The organism is Micromonospora sp. IBSANI012 (assembly GCF_052814045.1).
The window spans coordinates 4,211,652-4,234,063 of sequence record NZ_CP199933.1 but is presented as its reverse complement, the minus strand read 5'-3'; the positions used below and the strand labels follow the sequence as shown (position 1 = coordinate 4,234,063).

The 22,412-nt window shown below is 69.3% G+C and carries 25 protein-coding genes and 1 riboswitch; of the genes, 11 read left to right on the top strand and 14 right to left on the bottom strand.

The genetic code is table 11. The features are described 5' to 3' along the window. Positions 1 to 136 precede the first annotated feature (136 nt). The 3 genes from ACTWM8_RS19520 to grrM (ACTWM8_RS19510) are packed head-to-tail and all read left to right on the top strand — an operon-like array spanning position 137 to position 2,845. Complete coding sequence (locus ACTWM8_RS19520; protein ID WP_446210310.1) at positions 137 to 430, top strand: hypothetical protein; 294 nt, start codon at positions 137 to 139, stop codon at positions 428 to 430. Positions 431 to 462: 32 nt separating this feature from the next. After that, positions 463 to 1,662, top strand: a complete 1,200-nt coding sequence (grrM, locus tag ACTWM8_RS19515; protein WP_446210309.1) for a cyclophane-forming radical SAM/SPASM peptide maturase GrrM/OscB — start codon at positions 463 to 465, stop codon at positions 1,660 to 1,662. Positions 1,663 to 1,669: 7 nt separating this feature from the next. After that, positions 1,670 to 2,845 (top strand): cyclophane-forming radical SAM/SPASM peptide maturase GrrM/OscB, encoded by a 1,176-nt coding sequence (grrM, locus tag ACTWM8_RS19510; protein WP_446210308.1) that lies wholly within the window; start codon positions 1,670 to 1,672, stop codon positions 2,843 to 2,845. A gap of 720 nt (positions 2,846 to 3,565) precedes the next feature. On the opposite strand, the gene ACTWM8_RS19505 is transcribed toward grrM (ACTWM8_RS19510), so the two are convergent. The 6 genes from ACTWM8_RS19505 to ACTWM8_RS19480 form a co-directional block, all read right to left on the bottom strand. After that, positions 3,566 to 4,030: a DUF1707 SHOCT-like domain-containing protein gene (locus tag ACTWM8_RS19505; RefSeq protein ID WP_446210307.1), complete on the bottom strand. Its 465-nt coding sequence runs from the start codon at positions 4,028 to 4,030 to the stop codon at positions 3,566 to 3,568. Positions 4,031 to 4,490: 460 nt separating this feature from the next. Further along, positions 4,491 to 4,832: a YnfA family protein gene (locus ACTWM8_RS19500; protein WP_446210306.1), complete on the bottom strand. Its 342-nt coding sequence runs from the start codon at positions 4,830 to 4,832 to the stop codon at positions 4,491 to 4,493. After that, complete coding sequence (locus tag ACTWM8_RS19495; protein WP_446210305.1) at positions 4,829 to 5,092, bottom strand: hypothetical protein; 264 nt, start codon at positions 5,090 to 5,092, stop codon at positions 4,829 to 4,831. The genes ACTWM8_RS19500 and ACTWM8_RS19495 overlap by 4 nt, the downstream gene beginning before the upstream one ends. A 28-nt stretch (positions 5,093 to 5,120) precedes the next feature. After that, entirely contained in the window at positions 5,121 to 5,567 is a 447-nt protein-coding gene (locus tag ACTWM8_RS19490) for a MerR family transcriptional regulator (protein WP_446210304.1), read from the bottom strand. After that, complete coding sequence (locus ACTWM8_RS19485; protein ID WP_446210303.1) at positions 5,564 to 5,920, bottom strand: hypothetical protein; 357 nt, start codon at positions 5,918 to 5,920, stop codon at positions 5,564 to 5,566. Before ACTWM8_RS19485 ends, ACTWM8_RS19490 begins: the two co-directional genes overlap by 4 nt. Positions 5,921 to 6,233: 313 nt before the next feature. Continuing rightward, positions 6,234 to 6,623 carry a heavy metal-responsive transcriptional regulator gene (locus tag ACTWM8_RS19480; RefSeq protein WP_446210302.1) on the bottom strand — a complete coding sequence of 130 codons (390 nt, stop codon included), beginning with the start codon at positions 6,621 to 6,623 and terminating at the stop codon, positions 6,234 to 6,236. Positions 6,624 to 6,750: 127 nt separating this feature from the next. Between ACTWM8_RS19480 and ACTWM8_RS19475 the strand changes: the two genes are divergently transcribed. The 4 genes from ACTWM8_RS19475 (at position 6,751) to ACTWM8_RS19460 (ending at position 10,724) form a co-directional block, all read left to right on the top strand. Further along, entirely contained in the window at positions 6,751 to 7,719 is a 969-nt protein-coding gene (locus ACTWM8_RS19475; protein ID WP_446210301.1) for an alkylmercury lyase family protein, read from the top strand. 503 nt (positions 7,720 to 8,222) lie between these two features. Next, positions 8,223 to 9,002, top strand: a complete 780-nt coding sequence (locus tag ACTWM8_RS19470; RefSeq protein ID WP_446210300.1) for a basic amino acid ABC transporter substrate-binding protein — start codon at positions 8,223 to 8,225, stop codon at positions 9,000 to 9,002. Between the two features lie 82 nt (positions 9,003 to 9,084). Further along, the gene (locus tag ACTWM8_RS19465; protein ID WP_334523720.1) at positions 9,085 to 9,879 is read left to right on the top strand and encodes an amino acid ABC transporter permease; all 795 of its coding nucleotides are present in this window, start codon (positions 9,085 to 9,087) and stop codon (positions 9,877 to 9,879) included. Positions 9,880 to 9,884: 5 nt separating this feature from the next. After that, positions 9,885 to 10,724, top strand: coding sequence for an amino acid ABC transporter ATP-binding protein (locus tag ACTWM8_RS19460; RefSeq protein WP_446210299.1), 840 nt, complete (start codon positions 9,885 to 9,887; stop codon positions 10,722 to 10,724). Between the two features lie 100 nt (positions 10,725 to 10,824). Here ACTWM8_RS19460 and ACTWM8_RS19455 read toward each other — a convergent pair whose 3' ends face one another. From ACTWM8_RS19455 to ACTWM8_RS19440, 4 genes are all read right to left on the bottom strand, one after another. Beyond that, on the bottom strand, positions 10,825 to 11,874 hold the full coding sequence (locus ACTWM8_RS19455) for a zinc-dependent alcohol dehydrogenase family protein (protein ID WP_446210298.1): 1,050 nt from the start codon (positions 11,872 to 11,874) through the stop codon (positions 10,825 to 10,827). 156 nt (positions 11,875 to 12,030) lie between these two features. Beyond that, entirely contained in the window at positions 12,031 to 12,630 is a 600-nt protein-coding gene (locus tag ACTWM8_RS19450) for a histidine phosphatase family protein (protein WP_446210297.1), read from the bottom strand. Further along, positions 12,627 to 13,379 (bottom strand): CbtA family protein, encoded by a 753-nt coding sequence (locus ACTWM8_RS19445; protein ID WP_446210296.1) that lies wholly within the window; start codon positions 13,377 to 13,379, stop codon positions 12,627 to 12,629. The genes ACTWM8_RS19450 and ACTWM8_RS19445 overlap by 4 nt, the downstream gene beginning before the upstream one ends. 29 nt (positions 13,380 to 13,408) lie before the next feature. Further along, positions 13,409 to 13,537: a CbtB domain-containing protein gene (locus tag ACTWM8_RS19440; RefSeq protein WP_446214598.1), complete on the bottom strand. Its 129-nt coding sequence runs from the start codon at positions 13,535 to 13,537 to the stop codon at positions 13,409 to 13,411. 115 nt (positions 13,538 to 13,652) lie between these two features. Beyond that, positions 13,653 to 13,802: riboswitch (cobalamin riboswitch) on the bottom strand. A gap of 38 nt (positions 13,803 to 13,840) precedes the next feature. On the opposite strand from ACTWM8_RS19440, the gene ACTWM8_RS19435 reads away from it, so the two are divergent. Then, positions 13,841 to 14,341, top strand: a complete 501-nt coding sequence (locus ACTWM8_RS19435; protein ID WP_446210295.1) for a PPOX class F420-dependent oxidoreductase — start codon at positions 13,841 to 13,843, stop codon at positions 14,339 to 14,341. 306 nt (positions 14,342 to 14,647) lie between these two features. On the opposite strand, the gene ACTWM8_RS19430 is transcribed toward ACTWM8_RS19435, so the two are convergent. Together ACTWM8_RS19430 and ACTWM8_RS19425 are read right to left on the bottom strand one after the other, a co-directional pair. Next, positions 14,648 to 15,334, bottom strand: coding sequence for a DNA alkylation repair protein (locus ACTWM8_RS19430; RefSeq protein ID WP_446210294.1), 687 nt, complete (start codon positions 15,332 to 15,334; stop codon positions 14,648 to 14,650). A 222-nt stretch (positions 15,335 to 15,556) separates the two neighbouring features. Continuing rightward, positions 15,557 to 16,393, bottom strand: a complete 837-nt coding sequence (locus tag ACTWM8_RS19425) for a class I SAM-dependent methyltransferase (protein WP_446210293.1) — start codon at positions 16,391 to 16,393, stop codon at positions 15,557 to 15,559. Positions 16,394 to 16,509: 116 nt separating this feature from the next. Between ACTWM8_RS19425 and ACTWM8_RS19420 the strand changes: the two genes are divergently transcribed. Beyond that, entirely contained in the window at positions 16,510 to 17,268 is a 759-nt protein-coding gene (locus ACTWM8_RS19420; protein ID WP_446210292.1) for a winged helix-turn-helix transcriptional regulator, read from the top strand. On the opposite strand, the gene ACTWM8_RS19415 is transcribed toward ACTWM8_RS19420, so the two are convergent. Next, positions 17,257 to 17,814, bottom strand: coding sequence for a hypothetical protein (locus ACTWM8_RS19415; RefSeq protein WP_446210291.1), 558 nt, complete (start codon positions 17,812 to 17,814; stop codon positions 17,257 to 17,259). The genes ACTWM8_RS19420 and ACTWM8_RS19415 overlap by 12 nt on opposite strands. A gap of 173 nt (positions 17,815 to 17,987) precedes the next feature. Between ACTWM8_RS19415 and ACTWM8_RS19410 the strand changes: the two genes are divergently transcribed. Next, a complete protein-coding gene (locus ACTWM8_RS19410; RefSeq protein WP_446210290.1) occupies positions 17,988 to 19,622 on the top strand; it encodes an FAD-binding oxidoreductase in 1,635 nt (544 codons plus the stop codon). A gap of 319 nt (positions 19,623 to 19,941) precedes the next feature. On the opposite strand, the gene ACTWM8_RS19405 is transcribed toward ACTWM8_RS19410, so the two are convergent. Further along, positions 19,942 to 20,100, bottom strand: a complete 159-nt coding sequence (locus ACTWM8_RS19405) for a hypothetical protein (protein ID WP_446210289.1) — start codon at positions 20,098 to 20,100, stop codon at positions 19,942 to 19,944. A 541-nt stretch (positions 20,101 to 20,641) separates the two neighbouring features. On the opposite strand from ACTWM8_RS19405, the gene ACTWM8_RS19400 reads away from it, so the two are divergent. Continuing rightward, the gene (locus tag ACTWM8_RS19400; protein ID WP_446210288.1) at positions 20,642 to 22,357 is read left to right on the top strand and encodes a hypothetical protein; all 1,716 of its coding nucleotides are present in this window, start codon (positions 20,642 to 20,644) and stop codon (positions 22,355 to 22,357) included. Positions 22,358 to 22,412 lie beyond the last annotated feature (55 nt).

The window sequence follows — 22,412 nt, the reverse complement described above, 5'->3', positions numbered from 1 at the left end:
CCGTCGGTAGCATGAGATGACCCCGGAGGGGGTCCGCGATGGCTCCGGAGGAGACCTCGCCTCTCACATTGATCGACACCGCCCTCGGGGCGGATTCCCGCGTCGTTGCGGTGTCCCGATTGCCAGTGGAGGGAAAGTGACCGCGCAGGAAAGCGAAGAAGCGCCGTTCGGCCGGGTGCGTGCCATCGGGAGCGCCGTGGGCAGGGACCTGCGGGAGCGGCTAGAGGAGATCGACTCCGAACTGCTGGTGGTGGTGGCCAGCGGCAATCCGGACGCGGCGAGGGCTCTGTCCGCCGCGCATGCCGAGTCGTCGATACCCGCGTCGGACCTGGCGGTTCTGGCGGGCTGGAACCAGTCGAGTTGGAACAACGCCTTCACCGACGGCGGCACCTGGACCAACACCTGGGGCCAGTCTCCCCCTCCGCAATAGGGCGACGGCCAACCCCGAACGAAAGGACCCGCATGGTTCTCGGCATGCCGTCCGTCAGGCCCTCGTTGGTGATCCTCCAGCCGACCGCCCGGTGCAACTTGAACTGCAGCTACTGCTACCTCCCGGATCGACGGGACCGGGGGCTCATGAGCGATGAGGTGCTGGACGCCGCCGCCTCGTTCGTGTTCGCGTGCGACCTCTCAGGCGACGGGATCGAGTTTCTGTGGCATGCCGGGGAACCGCTGGCCGCAGGATTGGCCTTCTACGAGCGGGCCTTCGCCTTGATCGCAGAACGTGCCCCGGCGGGGTTGCGGGTGCGACACATCCTCCAGATGAACGGCACACTCCTGAACCAGGCCTGGTGTGACCTCTTCGTGAGGTACCAGGTGGAAACGGGCCTGAGCGTGGACGGCCCGGCGGAGATCCATGACGCGAACCGGAGAACCTGGTCCGGTCGGGCGACCCACGCCAAGGTCATGAAGAGCTACCACCTGCTCCGTCGGAACGGGCTGTCACCCGGGGCGCTGTCCGTCCTGACGTCCGAGTCGCTCAGATGGCCCGACCGGATGTACGAGTTCTTTCGGGACGCGGGATTTCGCTCCGTCGGCTTCAACGTGGAGGAGTCCGAGGGCGTGTACCGCCACTCACGACTCCGGGACATGGACGCGGACCAGATCCGGGCGTCCTATGACTCGTTCATGCGGAGGATGTGGCAGCGATGGCGGGCCGACGGCTCGGAGATGATCATACGAGAGTTCCACGAGATGCTGGGCGGCATCATGCGGGTGCGGCAGGAAGCCGAGTGCGTCCGTGAACCGCTGGAAGCCGTTCCGTTCTCGATCCTCACGATCCGTCGCGACGGGCAGCTGAGTACCTTCTCGCCGGAACTGGCATCGACGCCGAGCGGGGAGTACGGGAACTTCATCGTGGGCAACGTCCTCGTCGACACGCCTTCTGAGGTGGCGCGGGGCGCGGAGTTCGGGCGACTGCGACGTGACGTGGCGATCGGGCAGGATCGTTGCCGAAGCGGCTGCGAATACTACGCGCTGTGTGGCGGCGGGTTCCAGTCGAACCGGTTCACCGAGCACGGGAGCTTCCACGCCACGGAGACGCTGACCTGCCGGCTCCACCGGCAGACGCTGGCCGACGTCGTCGTCGGCGAGCTGGCGTCGGAGAGCCGCCGGCTCCGATCGGGCAAAGTGGAGCTGACCACCGGCGCCGGCGACAACTAGGATGTCGATGAGTCCTGCCGTGCCGCGCGTGGAGCCACGGACCGTGGTTGTCCAGCCGACCGCGCTCTGCAATCTCGACTGCGCCTATTGCTACGTACCGGACCGCCGCGACCGGACCGTGATGACCGCCGACGTCCTCGACGCGAGTGCGGAATTCATCTTCGGATGTCACCTTCCGCCCGGTGAGATCGAGTTCCACTGGCATGCGGGTGAACCGCTGGCGGCCGGTCTCGCGTTCTACGAGCGGGCGTTCGCCGTGCTCGCCGAACGCGCTCCACCCCACGTGCGGTTGCGTCACACCATCCAGACCAACGGCACGCTCCTCACCCGCAGGTGGTGCGAACTCCTGGCCGAGTACCGGGTCCAGGTCGGGCTCAGCGTCGACGGCCCCGCCGACCTCCACGACCGGAGCCGACGAACCCTGTCGGGCAGAGGAACTCACGCCCGGGTGATGGCGGGTTACCGCCTCCTGCGGGATCATGGGATCTCGCCGGGTGCGATATGCGTGCTGAGGCGCGGATCGTTCGAGTTCCCGGATCGGATCTACGACTTCTTCGTCGAGGCCGGCTTCGCGTCGGTCGCCTTCAACGTCGAGGAGTCCGAGGGCGTGTACCTCCGTTCGGAGCTGCTCCGAGCGAGGCCCGGTGATATCCGTCAGTCCTACGTGGCGTTCATGAGACGCATCTGGCAAAGATGGTGGAGCGATCGGTGCGCCATCGAGATCCGGGAGTTCCACCAGCTGTTGGGCTGCCTCGTGAGGCTGCGCCAGGACGCTTCCTTCGTCCGAGAGCCGGCGGAGACCGTGCCCTTCCGGATCCTCACCATTCGCCGCGACGGTGCCATCGGCACCTTCTCTCCCGAACTGGCCTCCACGCCGAGTCCGGAGTACGGGGCGTTCGTGCTGGGCAATGTCGTGACCGACACGCCCACCCAGGTCGCGCGAGGCGTCGCGTTCCAGCGGCTGCACCGCGACATCGCGGTAGGACGGAACCGCTGCCGGGAGGTGTGCGGCTATTTCCCGGTCTGCGGCGCGGCGTTTCAGTCCAACCGGTTCACCGAGCACGGAAGCTTCCGCGCCACGGAGACGCTGACCTGTCGCCTTCACCGGCAGGCCTTGACCGACGTCATTGTGGACGAGCTGGCCCGGCCGGTTCACGACCGCCGCAACCGGGCTCCGGGTTGAGCCGCAGCCGGTCTTGCGACCCAGTCGGCCGTCGCCAGCTGATCCACCTCAGCCCCTGGCCCGCGTGGTCCTGACGACACTGGCCAGGAGCCGCGGCGGTGAAGACCCCCTGAGTCTCCGGAGTTCTCGCACATCGTGTCCAAGCTGCCTGCCGGCGTTGCTAGGAGCCCTTGCCTGGCCCGCAGTCTGGCCGGTTCGCATCGAGGCTCTTGACGACCCGGACACCGGGGAACGCGAGACCTTTGTCCAGCAGTCTGCCTGCTAGCCCCGATTGCGGAACCGTCCGCATCCAGCCCGCAAGAGGTCCACGGACGGTGGGGGAGCGGTGAGAGATGACGGAAGGCATTTCCGCTGCTAGCTGACCATGCGCCAAGGTCGGCGGGACGAGCAGTTTGATCTCATAATTCCTCGGTCACCCGTGCCCGTTGCGTGCCCGTTGGCGTGGGAGCTGACGGTCAACGGCGGTCAGCTTCTGGATTTGGCCGCCAGCATGGCGGCGTAGGTCAGGCCAGGTGATTGCCGGGCAACTTGCGGCCGTGTCCACACTTCCAAAACCGTGTGGCGCTGGAGCCGGCGTGGTGGGGTCCTCGCGGGACAATTAGCCACGACACGTCGTGAACTAGCCCTCAATGATGGCGGCCCGCACGCCGTGTGAGCAGGCGTCGCTGCCGTTTCCGCTGGTGGCAAGGCAGCAGGGGTGACGGAGTCGTGGGTTACCGGTCAGTCGGAAGGCTGCGGGTCGCGGCTCTCGATGGGGCTACGTGGTGGCTTACGTAGGTGCTCGATGTAGGCCATCGCCACAGTTGCCGCTACTGGAACGGCGAGGGCCCACCAGGTGCCATAAACCCACCCGAGCACGATGGCCACCGGCAGCCCCAGCCCCAACGCCAGGCAGCCCGCTACCGCAACCGGTGGGATGTCGTCTTCAAGCTCGGTCGGGGGAGCGGCAGAGGACGGCATCTCGGGGTGGGGCGCCGGAAGGTCAGCGAATATCCGTAGCAGCTCCGCCTGGTTGCTCGCCTGCTCGCACGCCTCTATCCGCCGCTCGAACTCGTCGGAGTCCAGTCGCTTCTCGCTCAGGTGGACCTCGAGTGCAACCTCGGCTGCCCGACGTTCCGGTGTGCCGATGCGCACCTCAGGTGAAGGTTCGCTGAGATCCGATCCGTGGTCTTCGACGCCGCTCACCGCGGGAGCCTAGCCTTAATGATCAGGTCAGAGCGAGAGCGACAGCCCCCGGACAAGAACAAGATCAGGGCCGCCGGTGTGCCTTGCAGCGCCTGACGGTGTCCGGCCGAGATGCGGAGCGACAACGCCTCTTGGCCCGTGTCTGGGCCGTCTTGAACCGTCACCGGAGAGCAGTCAGCAAGAGGGGTCTTACGCGTGGACTGGGACGTGGTGCAGGACACCTGCCTGAAGGACATCTACCGAATCCTCAGCGGGGTCGTTCTGTCCCAACTGCGGCGGGAATGGCAGGGGTGGCCGGCCTCGAAGCCACCCCTGCCCATGTTGCTGGGTTAGTCGCGCGGGGTCTGGAGCACCACGCGGCGACGGCGGAAGAGCACGAGCAGCACGGCACCGAGGGTATCTCGTGGACCCGGAGCAGCCATGCCACCAGCTGCTCACCCGCTGCCGGCTGATGGCAGCGCTACTGCTGACCGCTGCGTGGGGCGTACATGATGACGGCGACGCCGACGAGGCAGATGGCCGCCCCGATGACGTCGTAGCGGTCGGGTCGGAACTTGTCAACAACCATGCCCCAGGCGAGGGAGCCGGCGACGAAGACACCACCGTAGGCGGCGAGGATGCGGCCGAAGTTCTGGTCGGGTTGGAAGGTAGCGACGAAGCCGTAGAACCCGAGCGCGATGACCCCGGCCGCGATCCAGAGCAACCCTCGGTTCTCCCGCCAGCACTGCCACACCAGCCAGGCACCACCGATTTCGGCGAGCGCGGCGAGGAGGAACAGCAGGATCGAGCGGGCCACCGTCATGCGTCGGACCGTAGCGTGACCACCTGGCGGTCATGCTGGTCGGACTGACCGCACGAGCAGTTGCCGCCGGCGCAGCCGCTGGCGTGGCGGCGCTTGCTGGCCCACCACCAGGACAGGCCGGCGAGTACGGCCAAGGCGACGGCGACGCCGGGCAGGAAGCGGTTGGCGGCGGCCCAGCCGGCGCCGCCGAGGACCCCGGCGGCTAGCAGCGGCGGCAGAACGCAGCAGGCGGCACAGGCGGCTCCTGCTAGTCCGGTCATGCCGGAGGGGAGGAGGCGGCGAAGCCGGTTAGCAGGTTTCGGCACGGTCGTTCCTTTCGGCGAGTTCAGCGAAGGGCAGGGGGCAGCAGGAGCTGCCGGCGCAGGCGACCAGGTCGTCACAGCCTGCCGAGATGGCGGCGCGCAGGGTGTCCCGGATGACGGTCAGGTCGGCCAACCTCTGCTCCACCTCGACGAGCTTTTCCTTGGCTCGTGCCTGGAGGCCGTTGTCGGGTCGGCTGTGCTGGTGTCGGCCGGCGTCGAGCAGGTCCGCGACCTCGTTGAGAGTGAAGCCGAGGCGCTGCGCGGTCTTGATGACCCGCAGCAGGGTGACGGTGTCGGACGGGTAGAGCCGATGCCCGCCCGGCGATCGCTGCGGTGCGGCGAGCAGTCCCCGGCGCTCGTAGTAGCGCAGCGTCTGCAAGTTGACCCCGGCAGCGTCGGCCAGTTGGCCGCTGCGCAGCCCCGATGCGGTCATCGCTGAACCCGGGCAGAGATCGCCCGCTCGGCGAGGGCATCGAGCACGTCGACGTGTGCCGTCGGCACCCGAACGTCCAGCGTCAGCGAGTCCGGGCTGCGTCGCGCGATGTCGAAAGCGAAGAACGAGCAGCAAGACGACTCACGGGCCGTGAGATCCCGCGCAGTCTCCTCCACCTGCTCCGCGCCGTCCAGGTGCAACCGGAGATGCTGCGTTGACAGTCGGTCGGCACCCCGGACCGCATCCCGAAAGAACTGATCGAACTCGGCGAGTCGAAGCGGCCGTTCGGCCGTCGGCAGGGTGCACACATCGGGCACCCAGGAGTCATCCGTCGTGACGTGTTGGTCGCTCATACTCCGACGGTAAGCCTGTACCTAGGTACCGGATGCAAGCCCCGCCCAGTGGAGGAGGGTTGCCGGGGACTGGCGGGGAGAGTGACCGCCTGCCCGCAGGTCACGACCACCGCAGGCCAGGGCGATTCGAGAGAGCCCCCTGGCAGTGTGGGGCACACAGGGGGCACAAGACAGCGTCAGATGCCCTCAACCAGCGAGCAGCCATGGCAGGCGTCGACGCCGTCTGAGCAGGGGCGGAGCTGCGTTCCCGCTGGTCGACGGAGAGCGGCTCCAAGTTCCGCTTCAACGTCCGACAGTTGCCTGCGGTGAGGGGCTATAGGTAACGGCAGACCTGCTCCGGTGGACAGGTGTCGGGTTCGGCGTTGGCTGCGGAATCGTGAAGTTGGGCCACGGTGGCCCGCAGGGCGTGCAGGTCGGCGAGTTGAGCGTCTATGGCATCGAGCTGCTGCGCGAGCAGCTGGCGCACGTGTCCGCATGGAGCGTGACCGGTGTCGCGAACGGTGAGGATGTCGCGGATCTGGGCGAGGGTGAGTCCGGCGGCACGGCCCCGGCGGATGAAGTCGAGCCGGGCAATCGTTTCGTCGCCGTAGTCGCGGTAGCCGGCGGTGGTGCGGGTGGGAGGTGGGAGCAGGCCGCTGGCTTCGTAGAAGCGCAGGGTCTTGGTGGTGGTGCCGGTTGCCTCGGCGAGTTCTCCGATCCGCATCCGGTGACCTCCTGCTGTCGCGCCTTGACCTTCCCCTGCACTGGAAGGTCCAGTCTGGTACCGGTAGAGCCGTGACGGCCAGGCGGTGTGCGTCATGCCACCGGTCACCTAGCGGGAAGGGGCTGTGATGACCGCAGCAGCAGAGAGTGCAGCAGCGAGCCGGGTGGCTGTTGAGCTTCGTTCCGTGCCCGACTGTCCGAACCTCGCCCCTGCTCGGCACGAGCTGCGCGCCGCGCTGGCCGACCTCGGGCTGCCCCTCGCGGTGGTCACCGAGGTCGTGGGGGACTATCCGTCGCCGTCGATCCTGGTCAACGGTGTGGACGTGATGGGCGGCATCGGCGACGATTCGGCGGCCTGTCGCCTAGATCTCCCCACTGGCGAGCGTATCCGTGCTGCCCTGCGCCAGGCGATAGCCGCCGAACCCGCTACCGCCGCGATGGAGCAGAGCCGGGTGGATTGCTGCGAGCAGCTGGGCAATGCGATCCGGACAGATCGGCCTCGCCGCGCCGAGCAGCTCCCCGACAGCCTCCGGCAGGTGCATCGGGCGATCCTGCGTCACTTCGCCGCCACCGGGGCTGCCCCCACTGACGTCGACATCCGCGCTGGCGTCAGCGCGCCGGACCTGGACACCGCGAAGGCGCTGCGGGAACTTGCCCGGGAAGATCTTGTCGCCGTCGACAGCGCCGGGCGTCTGGTTGCGGCCTACCCGTTCTCGCCAACGCCAACGCCGCACGTCGTGTCATTCGGCGATGTCGAGGTGTTCGCGATGTGTGCCATCGACGCGTTGGGCATGCCGTTCATGCTCGGCGCCGACGCGATGATCACCTCCTCCGATCCCCACACTGGCCAACTGGTCCGCGTGACCATCACCAACGGAGCCGCGAGGTACCGGCCGGCGGAAGCGGTGGTCGTGTACGCGGCCACCGGAGACGCTGGTCGCTCCGTGGACACCTGCTGTTCCATCATCAACTTCTTCACGAGCGCATCCAACGCTCGGGCGTGGATCACGGACCATCCCAACCTGGCCGCCACTGTTCTCGACCAGGACCAGGCCGTCACGCTCGGCCGCGACATCTTCGAACCGCTGCTCGCCTGAGGCCGACAGCATCATCGCCACCCCGCCGCTGCCGAACCCGACACGAGGTGCCTAGATGCACGGCTCCGCAAAGCGCCAACAGTTCACCGTCACAGTCACTGCGGCCACACGTGGCCGCGTCCTGATCCCGGTCCCTCCAAGCGGGTCAGGCGCAGGCAGGCTCTGGATCAGGGCCAGGTGACCATGTCGGTGGTCGAAGGGATCATCGCGGTGGCAGCGATCGATGGAATCCAGAACCCGTCATCGTTCCTGGCCGCGACTGCCAGGGCTGCTGGTGTCGCGTCCCGCCGTCCGGTTGCTTGCCGAGTGCCGGATTTACTGACCGTGACGGTTACAGCATCGACTCAACGACTCGGCGTGATCTAGGTACGGCTCGTCAGATCAGGTACCGTCCCCTGTTACACCGTCTTCGTACCAACCCTGGCTGCCCGTCACACGGGGGGCCGAATCGGAGGGACACAGCCGTGAGGTTCGATAGCGCAGTCCGCAAGGCTGGCCTCGTCGTGGCGATCGCCGCCCTCGCGGTGAGCGCGGGATGCGCCAAGAAGGACGAGAGCGAGGTCCAGGCGAACGGGGTCAAGCTCATCGAGAAGGGCAAGCTGACCGTCTGCACCCACCTGCCGTACGCGCCCTTCCAGTCGAAGGATGCCAGCGGCAAGGTGATCGGGTTCGACGTCGACGTGATGGACCTGGTCGCCAAGGATCTGGGCGTCGAGCAGACGATCGTCGACACGCCGTTCGAGGGCATCAAGTCCGGCCAGGATCTGAACACGGGCAAGTGCGACGCGGCCGCCGCCGGCATGACGATCACCGAGGAACGGCAGAAGGTGATGAACTTCTCCGATCCGTACTTCGACGCGACCCAGGCAATGTTGGTCAAGACCGGCAAGCCGTACAAGTCGCTCGACGACCTCAAGGGCAAGAAGCTCGGCGTCCAGGCGGCGACCACGGGCCGTGACTACGCCCGGAAGTTTGAGAAGGAGAAGGGCCTGCAACTCGTCGAGTTCGAGGATCTCGCCGCCCTGCAGCAGGCCCTCGCCAACGGCCAGGTGGAGGCCGCCATCAACGACCTGCCGGTCTGGACCGAGTACATCAAGGAGCACCCGGGCGGGTTCGAGGTGACCGCCGAGTTCGACACCGGCGAGCAGTACGGGTTCTCGGTGAAGAAGGACAGCAACCCGGAACTGCTCAAGAAGATCAACGAGGTGCTGGCCAAGGCCAAGCAGGACGGCATCTACGACAAGATCTACGAGAAGTGGATCGGCAAGCAGCCGAACGCGTGATTGAAGCTCGTGGCGGGAGGGCGCGCGCCGAGCGCGCCCTCCGCGTACGCAACCTCCCCGTAGGCAAGGAGCGTCTCGAACCGTGAAGCTGCGACGCCGCCAGCGAGAGCGGCTGTCCCTCTGGCTCCAGTACCTGGCCTTCATCGCCATCATCGCCGTGGTGATCTTCGCCGCGGACTGGGGCAGGCTGAGGGAGGCGTTCTTCCGCGTCGACATCATCGAGTCGATGTTCCCGACGATCATCACCGTCGCGCTGCGCAACACGATCCTCTACACGCTGGGTGCGTTCGCCTTCGGCCTCGTGTTCGGCACCGTCCTCGCGCTGATGCGGCTGTCCCGGGTGGTTCCGTACCGCTGGGTGGCGACGGCGTACATCGAGCTGTTCCGGGGTCTGCCCGCGCTGCTGGTGCTCTTCCTCGTGGGCTACGGCATTCCCATCGCCTTCCCGGAGCGGGAGATTCCCGGCGGCGTGTTCGGTTCGATCGCGATCGGTCTCGGGTTGACCGCTGCGGCGTACATGGCCGAGACCATCCGGGCTGGCATCCAGGCCGTGCCGAAGGGACAGATGGAGGCGGCGCGCACCCTCGGCATGTCGCACTTCACCGCGATGCGCACCATCGTCATCCCGCAGGCGTTCCGGATCGTGATCCCGCCGCTGACGAACGAACTCATCCTGCTCACCAAGGACTCGTCGCTCGCCTACGTTCTCGGCGTGACGGCGCAAACCATCGAGGTCACCAAATTCGGTCGGGACACGCTGAACGACCGGGTGAACGCCACCCCGCTGCTGGTGGCCGGCCTCACCTACCTGGCGATCACCCTGCCCCTCTCCCAGGTGGTACGCCGCCTCGAACTCCGCTACGCCAAGGCTCGGTGACCCATATGACGACCACCCCACCCCGGCCCGCCGTCGAGATCCGCGACCTGCACAAGTCCTTCGGGCCGCTCGAAGTGCTCAAGGGCATCGACTTCGAGGTCGGCCACGGCGAGGTGGTCTGCGTCATCGGGCCGTCCGGGTCCGGCAAATCGACGCTGCTGCGGTGCGTCAACCTGCTGGAGGAGCCGACCGCCGGCAAGATCTGGGTGAACGGGATCGAGATGACCGACCCGGATGTCGAGATCGATTCGGTACGCCGCGGCATCGGCATGGTCTTCCAGTCGTTCAACCTCTTCCCGCATCTGACCGTGCTGGACAACCTCACCATCGCCCAGCGCCGTGTGCTGCGGCGTCGCCGCGCCGAGGCCGAGCGGATCGCGCGGGACAACCTGGAGCGGGTCGGCCTGACCGACAAGGCCCAAGCGTTCCCGACGCAGCTCTCCGGTGGGCAGCAGCAGCGGGCGGCGATCGCCCGATCGCTGTCGATGGAGCCCAAGCTGATGCTCTTCGACGAGCCGACCTCCGCGCTCGATCCGGAACTGGTCGGCGACGTGCTCACCGTCATGCGCAAGCTGGCCGAGGACGGCATGACGATGATGGTGGTCACCCACGAGATGGCGTTCGCCCGGGACGTCGCCGACCGGGTCGTGTTCATGGACGGCGGCGTGGTGGTCGAGCAGGGGCCGCCGCAGGAGGTGCTCGGCGCGCCGCGGCACGAACGGACCCGCTCGTTCCTCTCTCGGGTCCTCGACCCGACGCAGGTCACGCAGCTTGGTCAGCCCGACCAGCCCTCCGAGCCACCAGAGCCACCCCGCCTGCCGGCGGACGACCGCCACAACCTGTGACAGCCGCTCATCGTTACTTCGTGGACACCGGTGCAAGCGCGTGGCCAGGTCGTCGTCGATGAGGTGTCGCAGTCCGCTCAACCCGTCGGAGGTACGCGACTTACCGGGGGTTGATGAGGCACATTCCGCCGGGCGTGCCCCGGTCCATCGTGGCCAACGCGTGGGGCACCTCGGCGAGGCCGATGGTGCGGGTGATCAGCTCGGCGGGGCGCAGTACGCCGGCGGTGACCAGCCGGAGCAGCTCCGGATAGGCGTGCGCGGGCATGCCGTGACTGCCCCGCAGCTCCAGCTCGAACGCGATCACGAGCTCCATCGGCAGGGCCGGGCGGCCCTGGACGGCGGGAAGGAGTCCGACCTGCACGTGACGTCCGCGCCGCCGGAGGCTTTCGATTGAGGCGGTGCAGGTGGCGTGACTGCCCAACGCGTCGAGCGACAGGTGGGCGCCGCCGCCGGTCGCCTCCCGGACGGCCGCGGCCACCTCGCCGGGTCCGGTGAGGGCACTACCGTCCAGACATATCGAGGCCCCGCAGCTCCTGGCCAGCTCGAGCGCACCGGGGGCAACGTCCACCGCCACGACCTGCGCGCCGCACGCCGCCGCGATCATCACCGCGGACAGCCCCACTCCGCCGCAGCCGTGTACCGCCACCCACTCGCCCGCGGCGGCCCGCCCCTGACTGACCACGGCCCGGAACGCCGTGGCGAAGCGGCAGCCGAGGGCCGCCGCGGCCGGGTAGTCCAGGTCGTCGGGGAGCCTGACCAGGTTGACGTCGGCGTTCTGCACCGCCACGTACTCCGCGAACGAGCCCCAGTGGGTGAAGCCTGGCTGCGTCTGCCGCTCGCACACCTGCTGGTCCCCGGCGAGGCAGGCGGGGCACTGCCCACAGGCGCAGACGAAGGGCGCGGTGACCCGATCGCCGGGCTGCCAGCCGCGTACGCCGGCCCCGACCGCCGTGACGACGCCGGCGTACTCGTGGCCGGGGACGTGTGGCAGGCGGATGTCGGGATCGTGTCCCTGCCAACCGTGCCAGTCGCTGCGGCACAACCCGGTCGCCTCGACGCGGATGACCGCGCCTCCCGACGGTGGCACCGGGTCCCGGACGTCGCGGACCTCGGGTCGGGCACCGAACTCGTCAAAGACCACGGCACGCATGCGCCGCATCCTCACATGCCACGGACCGGCCGGCCTGCCCACCCCGCCGGACCCGCGGCATCTGCCGCGAACGGGTCGGTAGCGGTGGAAGCTCACCGCTGCCGCGGATAGGCTGCCGTTCCCGCTGGTGGCGAGGCAGTGGCGAGAAGTTCCGCTTCAAAGTCTGCCGGCATCCATTGGTCCTGCCGCCTCCAGGTGAACTCTCCATCCCCGGTTGCCTGCTCGTAGGTGCAGGACCGATAGCGGTGCGACGTCGAGTTGCCAGAAGGCCGTGGGCGGTGCTTGCAGCACGTTGACCAGCGCGGCTCGGATCACTGCCGCGTGGGTGATCGCGGTGATTCGCTCGCACCCTGCGGTCTGTGCGTGAAGCCAGTGGCCGATGCGGTCGATGAGTGCGGTGAGCTTCTCTCCGCCGTGTGGTGCGGCATCAGGGTCGGTGAGCCATCCCTGCAGGCCGTCGGGGTTTGTCGCGGCGACCTCGTCGAGCGTGCGGCCGGTCCAGTCTCCGTAGTCGCAATCGGCGATCGCGGGTTCGATCGCAGGTCGCAACCCCCATGCCCCAGCGGTCTGAACAGCCGCTTCGGCGGGGCTGCTCACGCAGCAGCTCTCGCCCCAGCGGGCGGGGGCCTGGTTGGCCAGGGCGAGGGCGGCACGTCGGCCGCCCTCGTCCAAGTCCACGTTTCCGCCGCCAAAGGTGACCAGTCGTAGGGCACGGGTGGGCGCGTGGGCGACCAGTTGAAGCCGGGTCGTGGTCACGATCGGGCAGGAACGATCGCCTCAGGTGAGGGTTCGCTACCGGTGGGCCTCATGTGTCGACGGTGCAGCAGCGCGGCGAAGGCAAGCCCGATGCCGGCCCACATCACCAGTTGAGTGCCAAGGGAGGCGAGACGGAAGTCCCACAGCAGTTCCGCCGGGAAGTCGGCGGGCACCTCGTTGAACGATGGCAGGAGGAGGTAGCCGACCGCCACGGTGGCCAAGAAGCCAGCGAGAGCGGCGGCACAGCGGGACCATTGTGGTGTGCCGGCTCGCATGGATCGGTAGGCGAGGGCGCCGGCCCACACGGCGACCAGGCCGAGGATCACCATTGCCAGGTAGCTGCCGGTGCGCTGGTTGATCGTGTCGGGGTTACCAACCGCAGGTGGATTGGCCGGATATTTACCGAATGGCACGATCACAGCACCGAGCAGCGCCGCACCGGCCAGAGCGAGGGCGGCGTGGGCGTCGTGGCGGATGCGCAGCCGACGCCGTAGCAGTGCGTACGCGATGGACAACAAACCGCCCATGGCGACGCCGAACAATCCGGTGGCGAGGAACAGTCCACCACGCTGGCCTTCGCGGCTGACCAACTCGTCGGCGTGGTGCTCGGCGCCGGTCGCCGGATCGGCGTGAACGGCCTGTTCCTCGATAGCGATCGCCGCCTCGACGCGAGGTTCACCGGCGAAATAGGCGAAGGCCCCGGCGAGCAGGCCGGCGATCAACCCCGCAAGGAGACCACGCAACAGCACGGATCTGAAGGTAGGCATCGCGGCGGCGCTCAGTGGCACGGGACGCCGAGCAGGTGCCGGCCATCGTGCATCAGTTCGTGCAAGTACATGCCACTGCGAGAAACGACCCCCTGGTCAAACGCCACGAGGTACGTCAAGAGCAGCAGGACGGCGACCATGGTCAGCACCGCCCACACCATCCGGGGGGAGACGGCAGGATGAGTCAGCGGGCGAGCCGGAGTGGCACTGGACATGATGAGTCGACCTCCTCTGGGGATGGCGCGTCCCCTACGAAAGGACTGCGACGAAGGAGCGTCCTGACTCGCAGCCTCGTCCCTATCACCGAAACGAAGGCCGCTCACAGTGGCGCGACCGCACCGGATTCCCACCGGTTTCCCTCGCGACGCCGCAGATGGCGTCATGACCGTACCGACGCCGTGACGACCGGTCAACAAATACTTGGCAGGCGCAGCGGGTGAACGGTGAACGGCGGCGGCGAGGCAGCAGCAGCAGTCCGCGATGGTTGCGACGCCGGACGGCACCATAATGGCCGGATGGCGAAGTCGATGATCGACGGACAGTGGCAGCAGTTCGTCTCGTACGGCACCCGCACCGGCAAGCTCGCGACGACACGGGCCGACGGCTCGCCGCACGTTGTCCCAGTGTGGTTCGTACTCGACGGCGACGACGTGCTGTTCAACACCGGCAAGACCTCGGTGAAGGGCCGCAACCTCGCCCGCGACGGCAGGGCCGTGCTGTGCGTCGACGACGAGAAGCCGCCGTACGCGTTCGTGACGGTGCGTGGGCGCGCGACGATCACCGAGGACCTGCCCGAGATGCGGCGGTGGGCGATCCGCATCGCCGAGCGCTACATGGGGCCGGACCTGGCCGAGGCATACGGGGCGCGCAACGCCGTGCCGGGCGAGCTGCTGGTGCGCCTGACCGTGGAAAAGGTCGTCGGGCACACCGGCATCTCCGACTGAGCGACCGCCCGCGCGGAAGCAGCGAGGAAGCATCGAACGTGCCGCCGGTGGCCGACACGTCACGACAGCAGGCGGCGTGGTAGGCGAGCTGAGCGTACGGGATGACAACCGACCGCAGCCGACGCTGCGCCGCACCGGCGTTCGGGACGAAGCGGTCCAGCGGTTGGGTGCCCGACATCTCACCCGCTGACTCGGGCGGGGCCGGTGTGCTCTCCAGCCGTAGGCGGCGTGAGGCCCCTCACGGCCGGCTCGTATCGGGTGCCGCGTTCTGAGGGAGTAGCGGCACGAGTGTGAGCGCGAGCCTTCCTACTTGTCGTGCTGTCGGCGCACCATTTCGGTGATCCAGGTGGGCGCGAACGGAGACGTGCAGCCCGGGGAAGTCGGGTAGTCCTTGAGCACCTCCAGGCGCTCGCCGATGTTGATTGCACGGGCACGGTGCTCGGCGTGCTCGATCCCGATCTGAGCCAGGCAGTGGTTCATCGCCCACTGCAGGCGATCCGGGGCGTCTTTCATCTCCGCCTCGATGACGTCGAGCAGTCCTGCGAGGTCCAGGCCCTCGGGCTTCTTCGCCACGCGTTCGGTGGTCAGCGCCCAGCCGGCACTCGCGACCACTGGATCCGGATCGGCGGACCAGGCCAGGCGCAGCTCTTCGGAGTGCGGGTTCTTCTTCACCACGTAGTTCACGAGCCAGTCGTGCACCTTGGGTGTGCGCGCCTCGCGCAACATGACGTCCAACTCGTCGCGCTCGAACGCCTTCGGGCGGCAGATCAGGATCGCCAGCAGTCTCGCCGCGGTGTCACCCGTCTTCCAGAGCTGGCACGCGAGTTCCTGCTGCGTCTTCAGCTGCTTCGCGAGCGCGCGCAGCTTGCTGAGGTTCACACCGTGATCGTCACCGTGCTTCTCGTTCACCTCGCGTATCTTCGGGTCCTCGAGCGCGGCCAGCTCGGCCATCACCTCGGCCACCATCGCCTCGGTCGGCGTCGTCTCGGCCACCTCGACCTCCTGTCCATCACGTGCGGGATGCAGCCTACGACGCAAGTCGGCTCCTGTCGTACACCCGCCCCAGATCGCCGGACCCCGCCCCGAACGGCGATCCATGCTGGTCCGTGCCGCGTTCGCACTCCACTCTGTACCGCACCACTCGAACCAAGATTGACCGGCGAATCACGGTTCGGAAATTCAGGTTTGGGGTTCCTCCCGGACCGACTTGGGCGGTCAACTGACGCGGCGGGCGGTGAGCAGGAGGTACTCCCATTCCAGGACCGTCGGGCCCGACCCGAGCTCGTTCCGGCGCGCGAGCTCCATCAGGTCGTGATCGAGCGCGGTGGTCCGCTGCGGGTTGTCGGCGATGCCCCGGTACGCCGAGACCGTGGGGCCGTAATTGGCCTTGAAGAAGTCCCGGAACGCCTGCGGGTTGGCGAACGCCTCGACGCGCAGCACCTGCCGGTGCGCCACCACGTCGGTCACCCGGTCGCTGAACAGGGCCCGGACATGCTGTTCGTCGCCCCACAGCGGCGGTGGCTGCGCGCCCGGAGGCGGCGGCGCCACGTACGGCCGCAGCGTACCGAGCAGCTGGCCGATGAATCCCTCCGGAGTCCAGCTGAGCAGGCCGATGGTGCCGCCTGGGCGGCAGACCCGGACCAACTCGTCCGCGGCGGCCTGGTGGTGCGGGGCGAACATGACTCCGACGCAGGACAGCACCCTGTCGAACTCCCCGTCGGCGAAGGGCAGCGCCTCGGCGTCGGCCTGCCGCCACGCCAGGTCCAGACCCCGATCGGCGGCCAGCCGCCGGCCCGCGTCGAGCAGCTCCGGGGTCAGGTCGCTGGCGGTGACCCGCCCGCCCGCCAGCGCGGCCGGTATCGCCGCGTTCCCCGATCCGGCGGCGACGTCGAGCACCCGGTCGCCGGGGCGTACCCCGCAGGCCTCGACCAGGATCGGCCCAAGCTCGGCGATGACGCCGGTGGCCACAGCCGGATAGTCGCCCAGGGCCCACATCGCGCGATGCCGGGCCTTGAGGGCCTCGTCCGCCGCCGGGTCGAATCGTGTCGTCATGGCCTGTCGCCTCTCGCTTGTCCTGCTCCTGACAGTGACGCTAGGCAGGGCAATCCGACTCGCCTAGTACACGATCTGTACTGGAGGGCCTACCGGATGGCCACTAGCCTTCGTCCATGGGATCGTCGTATTACCAGTTCTGCCCCGTCGCCAAGGCGATGGAGCTGCTCGACGGGCGGTGGACGATGCTGATCGTCCGCGAGCTGACCAGCGGCAGCGAGCGCTTCAATGAACTCCGCCGCGGCCTGCCCCGGCTCTCTCCGGCGCTGCTCTCCCGGCGGCTGCACGAGCTCACCACCGCCGGCATCGTCCGGCGGGAGGCCGACGGCGCGGACGTCCGGTACGTGCTGACCGCCGCCGGCCGAGAGCTCCGTCCCATCGTCGAGGCGCTCGGCGGGTGGGGGGTCCGCTGGATCGGAGAGATTGGCGACGAGGACCTGGATCCGAAGCTGCTGCTGTGGGACATGCACCGGAACGTCGACCATACGGCGCTGCCCGTCGGTCGCACCGTAGTCCACTTCCATTTCACCGACGTGCCGTCGGCCCGGCGCCAGTGGTGGCTGGTGCTCACACCAACGGAGGCCGATGTCTGCGACGCGGACCCGGGCTTCCCGCCGGGGGTCAGCGTTCGCGCCAGCCTGCGCGCCCTGGTCGAGGTCTGGCGCGGCGACTCCACCTGGGCCGACGTGCTGCGGGGCGGCACAGTCGAGTTGCAGGGCCCGGAGGCGCTGCGCCGGGCGACACCCCGCTGGTTCGCCCTCTCCCCGCTGGCGGCGTTGCCGCGGCCAGCGACCGCCGCCGGCCGCTCCCGGCGGGTTCAGGAGGATGCTGCAGCCAGTGAGGGTGGGTCGCCGGCGACGGCGTCAGGAGGGTGAGGCGGTCGCAGTGGCCGCCGGGTCGTAGTCGGCGTCGGATTGGAAGTAGACGACGCCGCTGGCCGGGTCCAGCCAATACGAGGCTGACACGAAGGCGCCTTCCTCACCGTCGCGCCAGTCCAGGCCCGTCCCACTACGCCAGTCCGGTGCGGACGGCAGCCAGGACGACAGCCGGGAGTCTGGATTGGGGAGTTCCGCGGCGTCGGATGTCGTCAGCAGGGTCAGCCTGGCGACGTCGGCGGGCGCAAGCCGGGCCGCGCCCTCCCGCTGCAGGATGAGGTCGCCGATGTTGAAGTCGCAGCGGCCGCTCTCGGTCCACTCCCGCCAGTGGACCTCCAGCACCCGTCCCAGCGGCTCCAGCTCCCGTTCGATTGGCACGGTTTCGGTGTGAACGGACGTGTCAACCGTCACCGCCGGCGCTGGGCAGTTGAACGGCCGGGAGCAGCCGACTTGGGACACCGACAGTGTGACCAGGGCGATGATGCCTACCGCTCGGCGCCTCACAGCAGGATCCGCAGGAACACCGCGCAGCCAGGAGTGGATCATCTGGCCCATGCTAAGGGCGCCGGCCTGGGCGGTGACCGTCCGGGGAAGGCCAGCCCCATACTGGTTCGCGGCGCAGGCAGTCCACGCCAACCACGACGGCATCGACGGGGTGCCAACCGTCGAGTACGTTACCGGCGAGTAGATCTGGCGATCGTGGACGGCGGGGAGGTCGCATGGCCGGGAAACACCGTTCGTGGTGGGGCTGGGGGCACGTCGAGGATGCAGTGACCGGCGCGGAGGCCACGGCGTTGACCGACCGGGTGCGTACCCTGCTGCCCGACGTCGACCTGACCGAGCACGTCGCGCCGCCGGTGGCCGAACTCGACCTGCGCCCGCCGCGGGTCGATCCGCCGACGTCACTCGCCCGGCTGTGCTCGACGGACCCGGCCGACCGGGCGGCGCACACCCACGGCAAGGCGTTCCGGGACGTCGTCCGAAACCTGCACGGGGAGGTTCACGACCCGCCGGACCTGGTGGTCCGGCCGGCGACCGAGCAGGACGTCGTCGACGTGCTGGACTGGTGCGCGGGCCGGGACATCGCGGTGATCCCCTACGGCGGCGGCTCGTCAGTGGTCGGCGGCGTGGAGCCGCGGCTGGACGACGCGTATCCCGCGGCCGTCAGTCTCGACCTCGGGCGCCTCGACCGAGTGCTGGAGGTGGACCCGACCAGCCGGGCGGCCCGCATCCAGGCCGGCGTGTTCGGCCCGGCGCTGGAGGACCAGCTCCGGCGGCACGACCTCACGCTGCGGCACTTCCCGCAGTCGTTCGAGTTCTCCACCCTGGGTGGCTGGTTGGCCACCCGCGCCGGCGGTCACTACGCCACCGTCCTGACCCATATCGACGACCTGGTGGAATCGTTGCGGGTGGTCACCCCGGCGGGCACCAGCCAGTCGCGCCGGCTGCCCGGCTCCGGCGCCGGGCCATCCCCGGACCGGCTGTTCCTCGGCTCGGAGGGCGTGCTCGGCGTCATCACCGAGGCATGGATGCGGCTGCAGGACCGGCCGCGCTGGCGGGCGGGCGCCTCGGTGCACTTCACCGACTACGACCTGGCGGTCGAAGCCACCCGGGCCATCGCCCAGTCCGCGCTGCACCCGAGCAACTGCCGGCTGCTCGATCCCGCCGAGGCGCTCCTCAACGCCGGTGCCGCCACGACCGGCGGCGTGCTCGTCCTGGGATTCGAGTCCGCCGACCATCCGGTCACACCGTGGTTGGACCGCGCCGTCGAGCTGTGCCGCGACCACGGGGGAACCCTGCCGGAGCCGCCCCGCGGCGACGACTTGTCCGGCCCACGGCAGCGGACCGCCGCCGACGCCTGGCGGTCAGCGTTCCTGCGGATGCCGTACCAGCGCGACGCACTCGCCGCCCGGTCGATGATCGTGGAGACGTTCGAGACCGCCTGCACGTGGGACCGATTCCCCACCTTACGCGCCGCCGTGCTCGACGCGGCCAACGACGCGCTCCGCGCCGTCGCCGCGACCGGCGTGGTCACCTGCCGCTTCACCCATGTCTACCCGGACGGCCCCGCCCCCTACTTCGGCGTGTACGCCACCGGCCGCTGGGGCGCCACCGTCGACCAGTGGGACCAGATCAAGCATGCCGTCTCCGACGCGCTGCTCGCGGCCGGCGGCACCATCACCCACCACCACGCCGTCGGCCGCGACCACCGACCGTGGTACGACCAGCAGCGGCCGGACCCGGTCGCGCTCGCCATGCGCGCCGCCAAGAGCGCGCTCGACCCGTCCTGGATCCTCAACCCCGGCGTCCTCGTCGATCCCGCCGGCTCACTTGGGCCGGTCCGCGACGCCTGATTTCCCGGCAAACCTTCGCTGGCGGGGTGGCCGCATCCGCCCGGAGCCGTACCGGGGCCGGGCGATGCGACGTGTACGGCGACGAAGACCTGTACCGGTGCCGGGGAGACTGCCACGTGCCGCTACGGCTGACGCGCCCGCGCTGGGTTCGGGCAGCAACGGCGGCAGGACCGGCTCGAAGGACGAAGCACGAGCACTGCCGGATCTGCGCCGACGCGTGTCGCGCCGGCGAGCGAGCCTGCCGGGACCTGCTCGCCACCATCACCTGACGGCGGGGCCGACGCCGGCCACCACGGCCGGCGCCTGCCTGCTCACGGTGTCACCGTTTGGCCTCGTGCTTGGCCATCTGGGGCTGCTCACCCTTGGCGACCCTGCGCAGCGCCTCGCGCAACTGCTCCTCGGTCATTTTGGAGTTGCCCTCGATGCCCGCGTTGTGCGCCTGCTGGCGAAGTTCGTGCAGCCGATCCCGGTCACCCATCTCGACCTCCCCGTGGTGAGGTGGCGCGGGCGGCTCCGCACCACTGTCGCCCATCGTCTTCCCGGAGCTTTCGAGGGCAAACGATCTCAGCCGGCGTCCGGACGGCCGGCACCGTCCGGTGGCTTGTGCGGGCTGCGGGTGATGACGCCATCGGCCGCGTTCCCACCTGGTGGCAGTGGGGTTGGTGCCGGGGTGGGTTGGAGGCGACTCTCTGGGGAGGCGCACTCCCGCCCCGGCCGGAGACCGCCTCGGCAACGCCAGTCCCCCTTCAAGGCGACGCCCCGGCCGAATTCCGTCATACGGGGCTGCGGAGCTGAAACGGTCTCCCTTTACTGCGGGTCGCCGCCGCGGGAGGGGCGACCCGATGCGCCCAGCGTGGCATCTGAGATCTCCAATTCGGCCCGCAACCTTGTAGCATGCGGCGGACGACGGCCGGCAGCCGGAGCGCAGCTCTGGTACGACTCGGCGGGCGGCACCGCCGGGTCGGGCGGCCGCAGCGCCGGTCAGGCCGGGGCCGGAATGAGAGAGGAACCTGCTCGGCGTGTTCCAGGAACCGGACCGGACCCGGGTGACCGGCGGAAACTCAATTGGCGGGGCGCCAGGCGCCGATCCGCCTGAGGCGTGGGACGCGGAGCTGGCCAAGGCCGTGCGGCAGATCGCCGTGCTGCGCACCGGGTTCTACGTCGTCGTGCTGCTGATCGCGCTCGGCGGCCAGGTGTCCGGGGCGGTGGAACGGCTCGGCATGCCGTGGTACGTCGCCCTTCCCGCCGTCGGGGCGTTGGAGCTGGGCGGCGTCGTGGTGCTGGCGAACGCCGACGTACGCCGTCGACTAGGCGAATCGGCGCTCTTGTCCCGCGTGCTGTCGGCCGCTATCGCCACTGCTGCGGTCGCCTTCAACTGGCTGGCTCACAGCAACCACCTCGAAGGCGGTTTCTACGCGGGCATGTCCCTGCTCGGTTATCTGGTGTGGCTGATGAACACCGAGAACCAGCGGCGGGACCGGCTGCGCGCCAAGCAGCAGCTGCCACCCACGACGCCGGCGTACGAACCGGTCGGGCACTGGTTGCGACAGCCGTGGCTGACCCGCCGTGCCCGCTCGCTGGCCAAGGCCGACCCCGGCCTCGGGCTGTACGGCTCGCTCGACGCCGCCCGGGCGCAGATTCGCGCCGAGCGGCGGCAGGCGGCGCTCAGCAAGGTGTTGCATCGCAAGATCAGCCGAGCACTCGACCCCACCACCGCGGACATCGCCGTGGCGGTGTACGACCTCAACGAGATCGCCCGACGCCTGGCCGAGCAGGCGGACTATGACGGGCTCACCGCGCTGATCGCCGCCGACCTGGCACCTGCGCGCGTGCTGGCCGGGAACCTGCCGGCGGGCCGCCGCCGGTGGTGGCGTCGGACCGGTCAACCCGACCCCGTCGCACTAGCCTCGGCCGCGCGGCTGCTCGCCGACGCCCCGGAGCGGCTGCTCGCCCACGCCCCCGAGCCGCTCACGGATGCGGCCCCCGGGCCGGACGCGGCCCCCGTAGCCCCCGCGGCGGACGGGGCCTCCAGCGGCTCAGCGCGGCCAGAGTCGGCCGGGGAGGCCGTTCAGCAGGAGAATGCCGCCGAGCAGGCGGGAGACGGTGCCGAGCGACCGGGATCGGAGCGGTCCCGGGCGGCGACGCCGGACCGTACCGACCGGCAGTTGGAGCGGTCCGAGAGCACGGGCCAGCTCACCTCGACCACGGATCAGCCCGACCCGCCCCGCGCCTCCGACTGGGCGGCGCTGCACGCGGAAATCGCCCCGCTCCTGCCGGCAGCCGCACCGCGCCGAACGCCACGCAACACAGCCGGCCGGTCGGCCACCAGCCGGGCGGAGGCGCCGTCGACCATGGACACGCCAGGCTCCGTCGTGGAGCCGGCCGACACCGCGCCGCGGGCGACGACCCGCAGCGCGGCACCGATGCCGCAGGCCGCGACGGGACGGGCACGTGTCGCCCGAGTCGCCGACCCGGCGGGCCAGCCGGGGCCGATCGCGGCAGTCACGCGAGAGCTACCCCTGGTGGCCGGGCGGAACCTGCCGGACCTGGTGGACACTGCGGCGAGCCGTACCACACCACCCGTCGCGGCCCCCGGCGCCGGGGAAGAGGCCACCGAGCAACGATCAGCGTCGCGACCGCGGCAGCGCCGGTGGGACGACGCTGACCCGCGACCGGGCTCGGAGACCGTCCGGCGTCGGTCGAGCACCCGGTCGGCCGAGGCCGGTCGGCCCTGACCAAAGATCCTTAACGGATACTCCCCGGCCGCGTAGCTGAAACCGAGTTTCGAGC